This window comes from Streptomyces sp. NPDC048254 (assembly GCF_043201895.1).
Taxonomy (GTDB): Bacteria; Actinomycetota; Actinomycetes; order Streptomycetales; family Streptomycetaceae; genus Streptomyces.
Genome location: NZ_JBICZJ010000010.1, coordinates 330,906 through 346,898, shown reverse-complemented (window position 1 = coordinate 346,898; position 15,993 = coordinate 330,906). Strand labels below are relative to the sequence as shown.

Sequence of the window (15,993 nt, the reverse complement as noted above, 5' to 3'; positions counted from 1 at the left end):
CGAAGTTCTCCCCGCGCAACTCTCCGCGGCGGCGAGACCTGCCGCCGAGGCCCCGCCGACGGCAACGCGCCTCACGCATCCACCAGACGGATCGCGGCAGCCGGGCAGACCATGGCCGACTCCCGTACCCCGTCCTGCAGTTCGGCCGCCGGCCGCTCCTCGAGGAGTACGACCATGCCGTCGTCATCCCGCTGATCGAAGACCTCAGGAGCGATCAGAACGCACTGCCCCGAGGCCACACACTTCGGCACATCGACTTCTACGAGCATCTTGTTGCTTCCTCTTTCCGGTGACGCCTCGATGATCAAGAGGATCAGAAGGACAGCTGAACCCAAGGCGGATGGATGGGGGCATGTCCGTGGGGGGACCTCTTCATGCTGGTACGCACCCCCATGCGGCGGCCATCGCCAGACGGCGGGTTTTGCCTGGTCCGGGTGCCGCCACCTGGCGGGGTGGTCGCACCCCTGGATACCGCCACAGCCAAATGGTTAAATTAATAAACTCTCAGATCGGGCGTCTGGGCGCCGGGGCGAAGAACCGGACCGAAAGGGGACCTGTGACGGCGACGCACATCCGCAGCATCGGCACCTGTCTCCCGCCCAGGGAGGACGTCGGGCTACGGCTTCCCCGCGGGGACGAGGACGCCGTCACCACGGCCGTCGAGGCGGGACGCGCCGCACCGGAGGCGGCGGCCGTGGCCGCGCTGGACGCCGTACTGTCCGTCCGGCCCCGCATCCTGGTGGCTTCGCTCTCCGGCACCACGACGACATCCGTCGGCCACCGATCGGCCGTGCCTGTCAGATGGGGGCTTGATGTATCTCGGAACACACGCTCGTACCACCCCGGACCGCACGGCCGTCGTCATGGCAGGTACCGGCGAGCGCCGGAGCTACTCCCAGCTCTACGCCGGAGCGAACCGCATCGCACACGCACTGCGGGCTGCGGGGCTCCGGCGCGGCGATCACATGGCGATCCTCGCGGAGAACCGCGTCGAGTACTTCGAAGCCCTGTGGGCCGGGCTGAACTCCGGTCTCTACGTCACACCGGTCAACACCAGGCTCACCGCGGCCGAGGCCGCCCACATCATCCGCGACTGCGGAGCCAAGGCCCTGATCACCAGCCAGGCACTGGCCGCTGTGGCCGGCGAGGCCGTCGGGCAGATCCCCGACGGCCCGGACATGCTGTGCTTGGACGGCCCTGCCCCCGACTGCGCGGACTGGGCTGCGGAGAAGGGCAATTGGCCGACGAGTCCGCTCGCTGACGCGTCACGCGGCGCCTTCATGTTCTACTCCTCGGGCACCACGGGTCGGCCCAAGGGGATTCTGACTCCGCTCCCCGAGCACAGCGTCGAAGAGGGCGACCCGGCGATGTATCCCGGGACACGGGCCACGTTCGGCATGTCCGAGGACACCGTGTTCCTCTCGCCCGCGCCGTTGCACCACGCGGCACCGCTGCGGGTGTCACAGGTCGCGCAGTGCCTCGGCGGCACAGTGGTGTGCATGGAGAGCTTCGACCCCGTCGGCGCACTGCGGGCGATCGAGACCTACCAGGTCACCTGCTCACAGTGGGTGCCGACGATGTTCGTCCGCATGCTCAGGCTGGGGCCGGGCGAGCGCGCCGGGTTCGACCTGACCAGCCACCGGATCGCCGTGCACGCCGCCGCCCCGTGTCCGGTCGGGATCAAAGAAGCGATGATCAGCTGGTGGGGGCCGATCCTGCACGAGTACTACTCCGGCAGCGAGAACATCGGCACCACCGCCATCGACAGCCACGAGTGGTTGCGGCACCGCGGATCCGTCGGGCGCGCCACCTACGGCACCATCCACATCTGCGACGAAGCAGGGCAGGAGCTGCCGGCCGGGCAGACGGGCACCATCTACTTCGACGCGCCCGGCGTCACGGTGCGCTACCACGGCGCCCCCGGGGCATCCGCCTCCCTCGCCCATCCCGATCACCGCGACTGGCGCACCCTCGGCGACGTCGGCCATCTCGACGCAGATGGCTATCTGTATCTGTGCGACCGACGCAGCTTCACGATCGTTTCCGGCGGGGTCAACATCTACCCGCAGGAATCCGAGAACCTCCTCGTACAGCACCCCGCGGTGGCTGACGCAGCGGTCTTCGGCATCCCCGATTCCGAGTTCGGCGAGCAGGTCAAGGCGGTGGTCCAACCAGAACAATGGGCAGAGGTCGGCCCAGAGCTCGCTGCCGAGTTGCTCTCCTGGTGCCGCGAACGGCTCGCGCACTACAAGTGTCCACGATCGGTCGACTTCGATCCGAAGCTGCCGCGCATGGATGACGGGAAGCTACACAAGAAGTCGGTGCGGGACCGGTATTGGGACACTACGGTGTCCCGCATCCTCGGCTGAGCATCGGCAGTGCGGGCACCCCACGCAGGCCGTGGCACGGCCCAGTTGGTACGGCCCACTCAACAGGACGAGATCCAGGAGGCAACCCAGTGGCAGCCGACGATCAACCAGCCCGAGGGCACGATGTCGCGGCGCTCCTGCTGCGCGCGACGCTGGGCGGGATGCTGTTCACGCACGGATACAACAAGGTCAACGGACCCGGCGGCCTTCAGGGCACCACCGGATGGTTCAGGTCCCTCGGCCTGGAACCCGCCGGGCTGCACGCCCGATTGGCCGCGGGCACGGAAATGGCAGCCGGAGTGGGGCTCGCACTCGGCGCAGCGTCTCCCCTGCCCGAGGCCGCTGCCGTCGGCCTGATGACAGTAGCCGCCCGCACCGACCACCGCGGCAAAGGCTTCTTCGTCTTCAAGGGCGGCTGGGAGTACACCGCCGTCGTCGGCGGTACCGCGATCGCACTCGCCGCACTGGGCAGCGGGCGCTACTCGGTCGACAAGCTCCTGCGGCGTCGAACCTCAGGGCTCAAGCCCGCCCTGCTCGCCGTCGGCCTGGGGACAGCGAACGCCGCCCTGCTGCTCAAGCTGTGTTACCGGCCGGAGGAGTAGCCGGCCGACAGCCAGGTCGACATCGGCGGAAGCCAAGTTGACAGCGACGGAAGCCAGGTTGACAGCGGCGACAGCTCCGCTGCCTGACCACGGTCCTGCCCACCGGCACGGGCCGAAAACACACCGCAGCGGGCCTCGCCCGGCTCCGCGAGGTGGTCGCGGCCGAGAAGGCCGCGCTCAACGACCCCATGGCACGGGTCGAGGCCCAGGACGCGTTCCACGCACTTGTCGTCGAGCTCGCCGGGAACCAGACGCTCAACCTGCTCAGCGGCATGCTGCGCCACATCGTCGACCGCGCCAACGCCGCGCACCTGGCCGGTGCTGTGGAGTCCGAGCTCCAGAAGAGCCAGAGCCGCAAGGCACATCGCACCCACGCCAAGCTCGTCGACCTCATCGCGGCAGGCAAGGCGGACGAAGCCGAGAAGCTCTGGCATCGCCACATCACTGCCGCGGACGACGCAGTCAACGCCGCAGGTGCCAAGACGCTGCTGGACCTGCTCGACTGACCTCTTCCCGGTCTACCGACCTTGATCGGCTGGTGCAGGCTCCGGGCAGCGTGATTGGCTGCCTGTCCGGAGCCTTTCGTCGTTCGTGAGCCGCTGCCGAGCCCTCCACGCAGGCCCGCGACGACCACGGCTCGCCCCGCCGCACATCAGACCCGGGGCATGGGCCAAGCCCGCGCCATGACCACCTCGACGGTGCACACCTGGCGCGCCGCCACCCTCCCCCTTATAGTTAAACTATTCTACTATACAGTTCCGTGCGGGCCACCTCTCAAGGGAGAACTGGGCACAGTGGACATGAACTATCCACCAGAGGCGGAGTCCTTCCGAGAGCGCGTCCGTCAGATACTCGCCGAGGAGCTTCCCCTCGACTGGGCCGGCATCGGATCGATCGCCGACCGCCAGGACGCTCTGGACTTCTCCGAGGCGTGGCGTGCCACCTTGCACCGCCGCGGCCTGCTGGGGCTCACCTGGCCCACCGAGTACGGAGGACAGGGACTGTCCAAGCTCCACCAGGTCGTCCTGGTGGAGGAGTTGATGCGCGCGGGCGTGCCCAACGGGGGCATGAACGACATGGTCAGCATCAAGATGATCGGCAACATCCTGCTGATGTGGGGCACCGAGGAGCAGAAGCGCTACTTCGTTCCACGCATCCTGAGCAACGAGCACATCTGGTGCCAGGGCTTCTCCGAACCCGAGGCCGGCTCTGATCTGGCCGCCCTACGGACCCGGGCGGTGCGCGAGGGGGACCAGTGGGTCCTCAACGGCCAGAAGATCTGGACCTCGCAGGCCCACCGTGCGAACTGGATCTTCGCCCTCGCCCGCACCGACCCGTCAGCGCCCAAACACCGCGGGATCTCCTTCCTCCTCGTGCCCATCGACCAGCCCGGAGTGGAGGTCCGTCCCATCAGGATGATGAACGGCGACAGCGACTTCTGCGAGGTCTTCTTCGACAACGCCAAGGCATCCGCCGACCACGTCGTCGGACCCGTCCACGGCGGCTGGAAGGTGACGAAGTCACTCCTGGGCTTCGAGCGCGGCGAAGAAGCGGCCACCATGCCCATCGCCTTTCGCGCCGAACTCGACCGTCTCATCGAACTCGCCCGCAGCCGCGACCTGTCGAACGATCCGGTGATCCGCCAGCGTCTCGCCGATTGCCACTGCCGTGTCGAAAGCATGCGCCACCTCGGCCACCGGGTACTCACCGGCTACCTCAAGGGCAACCCACCCGGACCGGAGTCCTCCGTCCTCAAACTCTTCTGGAGCGAGTACCACCAGGACGTCACCACACTCGCGCTGGACATCCTCGGACCGGCGGGCCAGGTCCCCCAGGGCAGAGGACCACTGCGCACACTGCGCACCGACGATCCGGGCGCCCCCTTCGACTCGACCGGTTCCTGGACGACCACCTACCTCAACGCGCTGGCCGGCACCATCTACGCCGGCACCTCGGAGGTCCAGCGGAACATCATCGCCGAGACCGTCCTGGGACTCCCCCGCGAACCGGTCCCGGCAACCGCGGCCGACTGACGGACGGCGGGGACCATGTGGAGGGCGGCTGCACAGACGCTGCGGCGCCCAGACCGCCCTGCCAGGGAAGTTGCAAAAGCCCCCCTCTCATGTCCCAGTCTCCAGGTGTCCAGTCACAAGGGAAGCATCCACCGCACGACGGACACTCGATTGTTTCGCGCCATGAGCGGGCTGTGAGACAAATCCTGGCGCCTCCACGCTCGGACCTGTCACCCGCATGGGGACACACCCCTAGGACGCAAGGACTACCGACGTGCGCAAAACCAAGAAGGCGGCGATGGTTGCCATCGGCCTGGCCGCCAGCCTGACCTCGGTGGTGGCACTGGCCGCCCCCGCCAGCGCGGACACCGACATCCGCGGGACCGAGTCGTGGGACACCAACAGGCTGCTTATGTCCCTGTGCACGGGCAACACCGGCGTGCACTCCTGGTTCTTCGACACCCGCACCGGGGCAATCAGGCCCGACAACATCAGGGCCGACTGGCAGACACGCGTGAGCGCCCCGGCGTGGGAGGAGCAGTTCTCCGGCTACTGCAGCTACCCGCAGGCGTCCTCCTGGACCTGGGCCGGCCCGCAGACGCAGATCAGCAATCTGGTGATGAACTGCGGCTACCGGGTCACCCAGTCCGAGGCGATCACCAAGAGCATCACCAAGACCAGCACCACGACCAACAGCGTCGGCGGCTCGATCAGCGTCGAGTGGGGCATCCTCAAGGACGTGCTGTCGGTCGAGGCGACCGCCAGCTACCAGCACACCTGGTCCTACAGCAAAGCGACCACCTGGACACAGACGGACACGCTGAACGTGCCGCCGCGGACCAAGGCGCAGCTCAACTTCGCACCGCTGATGCGCACCGTCCGCTCCAACCCGGTCTTCCACGTCGGCTGCGGATCCTCGGCGCGGCCCTCACCGCACTGCTGGTCCTGGCAGCGGGCGCCGGTCTGGTCGCCTGGCAGCAGAACAGCACCGCCACGCGCGAACGAACTTCGGCGCTGGCCCGGCGGGTTGCCTCGGCCGCGGCCAACCAGCGCGTCACCAATCCCCGGCAGGCCATGCTGCTCGGCGTCGCCGCCTGGCGGACCGCCGACATCGCCGAGTCCCGTTCCGCGCTGCTCGGCGCCTGGGCGCAGCGAGAGCAGGACGCCTTCACCGATCCCGGAACCGATCCCGACACCAGCCGCCTGCTCAGTGCGGACGGCCGCACGCTGATCAGCGTGACCAGCAGCACCGTGCAGAGCTGGGACGTCGCCACCCGGCACCGAATCTCACGGTTCAGCTATCCGGGTGCCTATCCGGGCACCACGGCCGTTCCCACCCTCAGCCCCGACGCCCGGACCCTCGCCCTCGGCACCTACCAGGGCACACGCCTGTGGGACCTGGCCACCGGGCGGCCGACCGGGGCCGCGCTGGGAAAGGACGCCACGGTCGAGGGCTTCGGACCCAGCGGACGGACCCTCGTCGTGGAGCAGGCGGGCAGCACCACCCCCTGGGCCGAGCTGCGCGATGCGACCAGCGGGCGGACGCTGCTCGGGCGACCCACGACCGGTGCTCCGGTCGCCGTCGTCGGCCCGGGCGATCGCATGGTGGCGGTCTGCTCGGAAGGGCAGCCGCCCCAGCTGTGGGACGTCAAGCGGCAGCAGCGGCTCACCGGCCCCTGGGACAGCGGGCAGGCCGAGTGCACCGACGGCGGTCTCGCGTTCAGCCCGGACGGCCGCGAACTGGCGGCCACCTCGAGCAGCGGGGTGCGGATCTGGTCCATCGCCGACCGGACAGAGCACCAGACACTGCTGCAGGACGGGCTCGACGAGATCGCCTACAGCCCGGACGGACAGTTCATGGCCGCCGGGGCCGGCGACCAGATCCTGATCTGGCGGCTCGGCGAGCCGCACGCCCCAGTGGCCCGCTACCCGCTGGCCGACGAGACGGCCGGCCAACTCAGGTGGGATCCGAGCAGCCACCTGCTGCGCTTCCTGGACAACGCGACCGTCCGCTCGCTGGACGTGGGTGCGACGGTGGATGCCGACTGGCACACCTCTCGCCTGGACGACAGCCTCCTCAGCCCGAACGGCTCCCTGCTCGGCACCGCCCAGCGCAAGGCCGACGGGTTCCGTTTCGTCCTCACCGACCTGCGCCACGGACGCGTCCTCAACGAGACCACCTTGCCGTTGCCACCGCCCTTGTCAGGTCAGGCGGACGAATCCGACCACAGCCCGAACCTGGCGTTCAGCCCGGACAGCCGTGCCTTCGCCTTCGGTATCGGCAGCGATCTGCACACCGCGGCCCAGCCGTACGTCGTGTACGACGTGTCGGCCCGGCGTGCCACCAGGCTGGACCTTCCCGGTCTGCCGTCGCTCGGGATCGCTCTCGGCCCGGGCGGCAGGATCCTGCTCGTCGGTCGGGAACCCGACGGCGGGGACCCGACGGCGGTGTACACCACGGAGCGGTGGGACACCCGCCGCCGCGTACGTATCGGCGCCCTCTCCGGGATCTCCGGAATCACGTTGGCACTCCGCCCGGACGGAAGGTTTCTCGCCACCTCCTTCGAACAGCTGGCCCCCGTGCCCGCCGGGCCGGTCACCACGCGGATCCTCAACCAGGGCAGCGCCATCACCGCGCTCGCCTTCAGCGGCGACGGACGCTACCTGGCCGTGGGGGACATGGAGGGACGCATCACCATCTGGAACGGCGCGGCCCAGCACCGGCTCGGAACGTATGCGGGCACCTTCACCGGCAGTCAACACGGCGTACCGGAGCCCGTACTGGCGCTGGCTTTCTCCCATGACGGACACCTGTTGGCCGCCGCCGGGCAGGCGGGCACCCTGCAGTTGTGGGACACCACCGCCCTGGAGCAGGTGGGCCAGGACCTGCCGACCCCCGGCGACGCGATCAACTCCATCGCCTTCGGCCCGGGCGACGACACCCTGCTCGCCACCAGCGCCCATGTGCCCCTGCAGAGCTACCCGATCGCCCCACGCCAACTCGTCGCAGCAGTCTGCCGCCGTACCGGTGACGCCGGCCTCTCCCGGGCCGACTGGCAGACGTACCTCCCCGAGGAGCCCTACGAGCCGCTCTGCCCCCGCCCGCAGCTCCCCTGACCCGCCCGCCGCCCGGAAGGCGCCCGCGTGGGCGGCCAGGCTCGCGCGGCCCCCCAGCCTGTCGGAGACGTGAGTGTCGGGCAGCAGCCGCATCCCGGAGGCTTTCCGGTCGCGGATCCCGGGCTCCACGCGGACGTGGTTGCGGTGGCGGGCATCCAGGAACTGGGCCTGCCGAGGCGGTTGTCGGTGGCGAACGTCTGATACCGCATCCCTATGCTCAGCTCGTAGGGCGAGGCGTCCAGCAGGTCGATGTCGACGCCAGTCGTCGGCGGTCACGTTGCCCTGAAGTGCGGCAACTGCGCGAGTTCCTTGCCGGTGTTGTCGCACATGGCCAGGAACACGTGGTGGTCCCAGGAGCCTTTGTAGGTGGCGGCGCACTGCGGCACGGGCGCGTTCGATCCTGCGCCGAGCCCTTTCGTCGACCTCTTTGGGCCCGCCAGACGGTGGGGAAGGAAGCGACCGGTCCGATGACCGCACGTTGGTGCTCCAGCAGGCGGACGTCGCGCATGCACGTGGTACCCGGGGTGATGGCCACCGTCAGGTCGACCAGGACCTGACCCCGGTCGTGCAGCGTATGGGACTGCCGCCGCAGTGCGCCCGACATCGGTCACCCCAAGCGGCTGAGGCCGACCTGCGGCTTCGCAATCTCACTCCAGGCCCCGCCGCACCCGCGGCGATGGCGACGTGCACGCGCTCGTCAGCCGGGCCGGCGCCCGGCTGCCCCGGCCGTCGGCGGCACACCATGGGAATCACAGCAAGCCCGTCCCCTGCCGTCGAGTGACTGAACGGGAGAGCAGATGAGGGCGATGGCGCGCTCTTGAACCTTGATGGCATAATTATTTAGCTATATCGTGGAGTGGCGACCGAACCCTGAAGTGTTTTGGAGGCCGAGTCCGTGACCCAGTTCACCGATGTGCCGATCTTTGACGGCGACAGCCATATGTACGAGACACCGGACGCCCTCAAGCGGCATCTCCCGGAGAAGTACCAGAAGGCGGTTGAGTTCGTATCGGTCGGCCGCCGCACCCGGATCGCGATCCTCGGCAAGATCACCGAGTTCATCCCGAACCCGACGTTCGACAAGGTGGCCGCCCCGGGCGCCCACGAGAAGTTCTACTCCGGCCAGAACCCCGAGGGGCTGAGCCTGCGCGAGATGCAGGGCGCCGCGATCGACGCGCTCCCGGCGTTCCGCGAGCCGGGCCCGCGACTGGAGGTGCTCGACGCGCAAGGCGTCGACCAGGCAATGGTGTACCCCACCCTCGCCAACCTCGTGGAACACTCCGCCGCGGAGGACCCGGAGCTGGTGGTCGCGATGATCCACGCGCTGAACCAGTGGATGCTGGAGACCTGGGGCTACGTCCACCAGGACCGGCTGTTCATGACACCGGTGATCAGCTGCGCGCTGGTGGACGACGCGCGCCGCGAGCTGAGTCACGTCGTGGAGAACGGCGCCAAGGTGGTACTGATCAAGCCGGCGCCGGTGAAGGGCCTGCGGGGCTGGCGCTCCCCCGCGCTGCCGGAGTTCGACCCGTTCTGGAAGGACGTCGAGGACGCCGGCATCCCGGTGGTCCTGCACGCCAGCCAGCCTCCGCTGGACGGATACATCAACCGGTGGGAGCCGCCGGGCACCAACAACTTCATGGACATGAGCGCGTTCCGCTGGACGGTCCTGGGCCACCGGGAGATCTCCGACATGCTGGCGAGCCTGATCTGCCACGGCACGCTGACCCGCTTCCCGAAACTGCGGATCGCCAGTGTGGAGAACGGCAGTTCATGGATCAAGCCGCTGCTCGACGACCTCGAAGGTGTCCATACCAAGATGCCGCAGGCCTTCCAGGAGCACCCGGTGGAGGTATTCCGTCGCAACATCTGGGTCAGCCCGTTCTGGGAGGGCAACGTCTCCGACGTCGTCGACTGGGTCGGCTGGGACAAGGTGCTCTTCGGCTCGGACTACCCGCACCCGGAAGGCCTCACCGAACCGAAGGGCTACTTCAAGTACGCCGAAGGCATGGACGAGCGCCGCACCCGCGACTTCTTGGGGGACAACGCCCGCCGCCTCCTCGGCCTGCCGATCAAGAACCCCAACCCGGAGCCGGCTCCGGCTTCCGCCTGACGGCAGCAACACCCGCGGCTGAGGCGGTACGGGCACCCACCCATACCGCCTCAGCCGCTTACCCACGCCAGACCGCTCCTTCAGGACCAGGCCGCGACGACCTCGTCCACACGGGCCATCACCGCCAGCAACCGTACGGTGAGGCGCAGGCTGTGCGCACCACCCGTCACCATCATCCGGCACCGCGACAGGTTCACCCGCGGCCCGGGTGGCACACCGGCCTTCGAAGACAGTTGTCGAACCCCTTCCCGGATATAGAGCAAAGATTTATCTTATTCATCGACTCGCGATGCGGCGAACCCTGCCCACCGGGCCGCACCGACTCGACACCGGAGCCGACCGTGCCTGACGCCACGCCGTGACATGGCGCGTCGTCCACGTCCCGGGAGACAGCACGGAAGGAGCCCTCGGGCTCACCGCTCGGCTCCGACGAAGAGGCCATCAGGCCGGCAGACCGCGGGAGATGACACCGCCTGCCCTGTAGTGCACCCGTACCGCTCATGCTCCGCAGTCGATGAACCGGAGACACCATGACCGACGTACACAGCGACACCGCCTCCGTGAACACGACCAGAGCGGCCGAGTCCGGCGAGAGGTCCACCGCACACTATGTGCTGGTGGTGGTGACGATCTTCCTACTGCTGCAGCTCGTCACCTTCACCGCCATCATGTTCACCAACGCACTGCACTACATGTCCCCACCGTTCGGCCCCGCAGAGCTGCCCTGGGTGGTGACGGTCACCTTTCTGGTCGGCAGCGCCCTGATGCCACTGGCCGGGAAACTTGCCGACGCCTACGGCTTCAGGAAGCTGTACATGACGGTGATCGCGCTCTTCCTGATCGGCTCGCTCCTCGGGGCCGTGACGTCCTCGTACGCGGCGCTGATCACGGCGCGCGTCCTGCAGGCGCCCGTGATGGCACTGACCGGGGTGCACTTCGCCTTCCTCCGCAGCCACCTTCCCGCGCGCATGGTCCCCGTCGCGGTCGGTGTGAGCACGAGCGGGACCGGCCTGGCCCTCCTGATCGGACCGACGGTCAGCGGTGCCCTGCTGGGTGCGTTCGGCTACCGGTCGGTCTTCTGGCTCTGCCTGATCTACATGGCGGTACTCGCACCGCTCCTGTGGTCGATCCTTCCCGCCGCCGAGCAGCGAGTCAGGCGCAGCGTCGACGTTCCGGGCTCCCTTCTGCTCACGCTCAGCCTCGGCCTGCTGCTCCTCGGCGTGAGCCAGGGCGGAAGCGCGGGCTGGTCGTCGTACCGGGCGTGGCTCCCGCTGGCCGTCACCGCGCTCGCGGCCGCCGCCTTCGTAGCGGTGGAGAGTCGCGTCCGCGAGCCTGCGATCGATCTGAACATGCTGGTCGGGCCCCGGTTGCGAACCTCGCTCCTGGTCGGGTTCTTCGGCTCGGTTCCGTTCGCCGCCTCGGGCTATCTGATCCCGCAGATGGTGGAGAGCACCCGCCTGCCCGGCACCCACTACGGGCTCGGATTCTCCGCGTTCCAGGCAGGCCTGACCGTCATGAGCACGGGCGTCGGCGCCCTGGTGTGCGCACCCCTCGGAGGCTTCCTGTGCCAACACCGTTCGCCGCGTCTCGTGGTTCTTCTGTCCGGCGCCACAGGCATCGCGGCATCCCTGTTCCTCGCGCTGGCGCACGGCCACCTCTGGGAGTACGTCATCGCCGGACTGCTGTTCGGCGTCAGTATGGGCTTCTACTTCCCCGGCACGATCAACCTCGTCATCGAGGCCGTCCCCGCGGAGCTCACCGGGGTCGCGGGCGGACTGCAGTCGGTGAACTCCGCCTTCACCTCCGGCGCCGCGCCGGTGGTGGCCACACTCGTGCTCGGTCTGAACGTGCTCGGCAGCACCACCCCGGAAGGCCGCACGGTCTACGCGGACGCCGGTTACCGCTACCTCGGCCTGGGGATGGCGGCAGCCGCGGCGGTCGCCTTCGTCGGCAGCCTGCGCATGCGGCACGGCCGGGAGCCCGCAGCCGGAGGCCAGGCCGCGCTCTCGACAGAATCAGAGCAATAATATAGATAATTAGAGGAGATGCCGCACCCAGAGCGAGGAGCACAGACCCCATGTCCGATCAGTCCGCACCGGACGACATACCCGAGTTCGCCTCCGAGGTGCGTCGATTCCTCGACGCACATGCCGGCCGGCCACGTGAGAGCACAGCATTCGTGTGGGGTGAGGGCGACGACCGGTTGGCCTACTTCAGCGCCGACCCACCGGAGGTCGAACAGTCCAAGGTCCGGCAGGCTCGGGAATGGCAGCGGACCCGGTTCGAGCACGGCTTCGGCTGGATCACCGGACCGCCCGAGTACGGCGGACGCGGCCTGACCCCGGTGCACGACATGGCGTACGACGCCGTCGAGGCCGAGTACGACGTGCCCGACACCGGCACGTTGAGCGTCGTCGGCCTCGGCATGATCGGCCCGACCATCCTCGCCCACGCCCAACAGCACATCAAGGACCGCTGGCTGCCCGCGATGTACCGCGGTGACGCGATCGCCTGCCAGCTGTTCAGCGAGCCCGGCGCCGGATCGGACCTCGCCGGCCTGTCCACCCGCGCGGTCCGTGACGGTGACGAGTGGGTCGTCAACGGTCAGAAGGTGTGGACCTCCGTGGCCCACCACAGCCAGATCGGCCTCGTCCTGACCCGTACCGACCCCGACGCACCCAAGCACCGCGGCATCACCGCTTTCCTGGTACCCATGGACACTCCCGGAGTCGAGGTCCGCCCGCTGCGTCAGATGTCCGGCGGGGCCGACTTCAACGAGGTCTTCCTCACGGACGTCCGCATCCCCGACGACCACCGCCTCGGCGAGGTCAACGGCGGCTGGACGGTCGCGCTCACCACGTTGATGAACGAACGCGCCACCGTCGGCAGCGAGGGGGCCGGACCGGCCGCCACCGCACAGTCACCGGAGCGACTGGCCGCACTGCTGCACGCCACCGGCACGGCGCAGGACGGCGCACTGCGCGGCCGCCTGGCCGAGCTCCTGGCCGACACCCTCGCCACCGAACACCTCAACGTCCGCGCCCTGCGGCGGATGCGCTCCGGCGTGACACCCGGGCCCGAGATGTCGGTGTCCAAGCTCATGTACGCGCAGAATCTCACCCGGGCCGCGCACTTCGCCGCAGACGTTCTGGGACCGCGGGCCATCGCCGACAACGGGCACTGGGGCACCTACGGGTGGACCGAACTGCTGCTCGCCACGCCGGCCCTGCGCATCCTCGGCGGCACCGAGGAGATCATGAAGAACATCCTCGCCGAACGCGTACTCGGCCTGCCCAAGGAACCCGGGATCGACAACCGCTCGCCGTTCCGCGAGCTCCGCCGCTCCGGCGGGGAGGGAGACGCCGTATGACCGGCACCACAGGCCACCTTCTCGGGCAGGTCTCCTCCGACCAGGAACTGGCCGAACTGCGCACCGCGGTGCGTGACTTCTTCGAGGCGAAGTCCTCCGAGGCGGCCGTGCGCAAGCTGCTGGGAGCCGAGCCCCGCTTCGACCGGCAGGTATGGGACCTGCTCTGCGACCAGCTGCGGCTGACCGCACTGGCCGTGCCCGAGGAGTACGGCGGCGACGGTTTCGGCCTGATGGAGCTCGGCACCGTACTGGAGGAAGCCGGGCGCGCACTGCTGTGCGCCCCGCTGCTCTCCACCGCCGTACTGGCCACCCAGACCCTGCTGGCCTGGGGAGATGACGACGCCTGCGCCCGGTACCTGCCCGAGATCGCCGCCGGACGGCGCACCGCCACCCTGGCCGCCGCCGAGGACTCCGGATCGTGGCGGCCTCAGACCATCACCACCCGCGCCGAACCGGGGAACGGTCCCGCTGCCTGGGCGCTCACCGGTACCAAGAGTTTCGTGCTCGACGGCACGACCGCCGACCTGCTGCTGGTCCTCGCGCGCACCGGCGTCGGCCTGTCCCTGTTCGCGGTCGAGCCGTCCGCCGCCGGCGTACGCACTCGGCAGATGCCCGTGCGGGACGAGACGCGCGCGCTGGCCACGGTCTCCCTTGACGCCGCACCAGCCGTACTCGTGGGCGGCGAGGGTGACGGCGACACCTTGCTGCCCGCGGTACTGGACATCGTCGCGACCATGCTGGCCGCCGAACAGGCCGGCGGCGCCCGCCGATGCCTGGACTCCGCGGCCGAGTACGCCCGCACCCGGTATCAGTTCGGCCGCGCCATCGGATCGTTCCAGGCCGTCAAGCACAAGTGCGCCGACATGCTGGTCCAGGTCGAACTCGCCGAAGCCGCCGCCCGGGAGGCCGCCCGGCTGCACGCCGAAGGCGCTGCCGGGTTCCCGGTCGCGTCGGCCACCGCGCACGCCTGCGGCTCGCGCGCGTACATGTTCTGCGCCATGGAGAACATCCAGGTGCACGGCGGCATCGGCTTCACCTGGGAACACCCGGCCCACCTGTACTTCAGGCGAGCCAAGTCCTCCCAGCTGCTGCTCGGCGGACCGGTCGAGTACCACGAGCGACTGCTGCACCGCCTGGGCATCTGACCGTGTGTGCGCAGTGCGACCGGGCCTGACGAATTCGGGCCCGGTCTGCATATGCCAAGTCGGGCCGGAGCCCCTTACGGTGCTTCGGCACGACCGCCGTTCAGGAGGGATTGGCTTCGAGCTTTTCGACGCCGGGGGCTCGGGGAGCGTCCAGGCCGGTGGGGCCGTTGTTCGTGCCGTCGCCGGGGAAGAACTGCCGGGTCCACCGGCGGATGCGGCGGAAGCCGCTGGCCTCCTCGGTGGCCAGAGACGGCGGGTCGAGGAAGATCTGGTTGTTCCAGATGTTGATGTCGTCGGGCAGTGCGAGTTTCGCCTCGTCCAGCCGGCGTTGGTAGGAGCCGTCAGCCTCGTCGCCGTCGACGCGGTCCACCCAGTACGTGGCGAACAGTTCGGTCTTCCCGTCCTCGACGGGGGTGATGTTGATGGTGATGACCCGCACCCCGTCGCGGGTGTGCTCCACGTTGACGCTCACACCCATCCCGGACCACAACAGTTCGATGGTGTTGGCGCTGTCCCTGCTCAGCAGACCGGCCTCGTCGTAGGCGTGGTCCCGCCAGCGGCGGCCGAAGCCGACGCGGGCCCACCAGGTGGGGCCTTCGACCTTCTCTTCGAGCACGATCGGACTGATCGGTGTGTGGTGGACGAAGCAGAAATGGTGCGGGTCGACCGCGTTCTCCACCACCATCTGCGGGTGGGCCCGCAGGTCGCGGTAGTGCTCACGCCCGTCGGGCCAGGCCGGGTGGAAGTCCCGGACGGCGGCGTGCGGGGTGTTCTTGAGCGCCTCGGGCACCTCCCAGTACGGTTCGCGGCCCGCGTGGTCGAACCAGACGTAGATCGATTCGTTGCGCTCCACCACGGGCCAAGCACCCAGCTTGCGCCCCTTGTTGGGCCGGCTCTGGTACGGGATGGACACGTTGTGCCCGTCGGGCGCCCAGACCCAGCCGTGGAAGGGGCACTGGATGCCCTCGTCGACCACGCACCCGCCGTGCGCCAGGCTCGCACCCAGGTGGCGGCAGTACCGGTCGTGCACCCGCACCACGCCGTCCTTGCCTCGGTACGCCACCAAATCCCGCCCGAAGTAGCGCAGGGGGACGACCTGGTCCGGGCCGATGTCCCCGGACCACGCCACCTGGAACCACCCTGTCAGCTCCAGATCCAGTCCGTGCAGTTTCATCGTTTCGACCTCCATGTGAATGGCGGGCGCGAAAAACCGCGGGACGGCCTCCCGAACCGCACGGCCCGCACTTCGCACAGTAGATGGGAAC

Annotated in this window: 12 protein-coding genes; 10 read left to right on the top strand and 2 right to left on the bottom strand. The window is 68.9% G+C overall.

Features of this window, described 5'->3' with window-relative positions:
* Positions 1-71: 71 nt before the first annotated feature.
* Positions 72-269, bottom strand: coding sequence for a ferredoxin (locus ACGFZQ_RS28445; protein WP_393842706.1), 198 nt, complete (start codon positions 267-269; stop codon positions 72-74).
* 543 nt (positions 270-812) lie between these two features.
* Here ACGFZQ_RS28445 and ACGFZQ_RS28440 point away from each other — a divergent pair.
* The 10 genes from ACGFZQ_RS28440 (at position 813) to ACGFZQ_RS28395 (ending at position 14,728) form a co-directional block, all read left to right on the top strand.
* Entirely contained in the window at positions 813-2,369 is a 1,557-nt protein-coding gene (locus tag ACGFZQ_RS28440; RefSeq protein ID WP_393842705.1) for an acyl-CoA synthetase, read from the top strand.
* Positions 2,370-2,458: 89 nt separating this feature from the next.
* Positions 2,459-2,971, top strand: coding sequence for a DoxX family protein (locus tag ACGFZQ_RS28435; RefSeq protein ID WP_393842704.1), 513 nt, complete (start codon positions 2,459-2,461; stop codon positions 2,969-2,971).
* Between the two features lie 83 nt (positions 2,972-3,054).
* Entirely contained in the window at positions 3,055-3,477 is a 423-nt protein-coding gene (locus ACGFZQ_RS28430; RefSeq protein WP_393842801.1) for a FadR/GntR family transcriptional regulator, read from the top strand.
* Positions 3,478-3,771: 294 nt separating this feature from the next.
* Positions 3,772-5,004 carry an acyl-CoA dehydrogenase family protein gene (locus tag ACGFZQ_RS28425; protein ID WP_393842703.1) on the top strand — a complete coding sequence of 411 codons (1,233 nt, stop codon included), beginning with the start codon at positions 3,772-3,774 and terminating at the stop codon, positions 5,002-5,004.
* 253 nt (positions 5,005-5,257) lie between these two features.
* Complete coding sequence (locus ACGFZQ_RS28420) at positions 5,258-6,214, top strand: hypothetical protein (protein ID WP_393842702.1); 957 nt, start codon at positions 5,258-5,260, stop codon at positions 6,212-6,214.
* Between the two features lie 371 nt (positions 6,215-6,585).
* Positions 6,586-8,100: a WD40 repeat domain-containing protein gene (locus ACGFZQ_RS28415; protein WP_393842800.1), complete on the top strand. Its 1,515-nt coding sequence runs from the start codon at positions 6,586-6,588 to the stop codon at positions 8,098-8,100.
* An 895-nt stretch (positions 8,101-8,995) separates the two neighbouring features.
* Positions 8,996-10,213 (top strand): amidohydrolase family protein, encoded by a 1,218-nt coding sequence (locus ACGFZQ_RS28410; RefSeq protein ID WP_393842701.1) that lies wholly within the window; start codon positions 8,996-8,998, stop codon positions 10,211-10,213.
* A gap of 530 nt (positions 10,214-10,743) precedes the next feature.
* Entirely contained in the window at positions 10,744-12,240 is a 1,497-nt protein-coding gene (locus ACGFZQ_RS28405) for an MFS transporter (RefSeq protein ID WP_393842700.1), read from the top strand.
* 50 nt (positions 12,241-12,290) lie between these two features.
* A complete protein-coding gene (locus ACGFZQ_RS28400) occupies positions 12,291-13,583 on the top strand; it encodes an acyl-CoA dehydrogenase family protein (RefSeq protein WP_393842699.1) in 1,293 nt (430 codons plus the stop codon).
* Positions 13,580-14,728, top strand: a complete 1,149-nt coding sequence (locus tag ACGFZQ_RS28395) for an acyl-CoA dehydrogenase family protein (RefSeq protein ID WP_393842698.1) — start codon at positions 13,580-13,582, stop codon at positions 14,726-14,728. The genes ACGFZQ_RS28400 and ACGFZQ_RS28395 overlap by 4 nt, the downstream gene beginning before the upstream one ends.
* A 100-nt stretch (positions 14,729-14,828) precedes the next feature.
* Here ACGFZQ_RS28395 and ACGFZQ_RS28390 read toward each other — a convergent pair whose 3' ends face one another.
* Positions 14,829-15,902: a Rieske 2Fe-2S domain-containing protein gene (locus ACGFZQ_RS28390; RefSeq protein WP_393842697.1), complete on the bottom strand. Its 1,074-nt coding sequence runs from the start codon at positions 15,900-15,902 to the stop codon at positions 14,829-14,831.
* Positions 15,903-15,993: the final 91 nt, after the last annotated feature.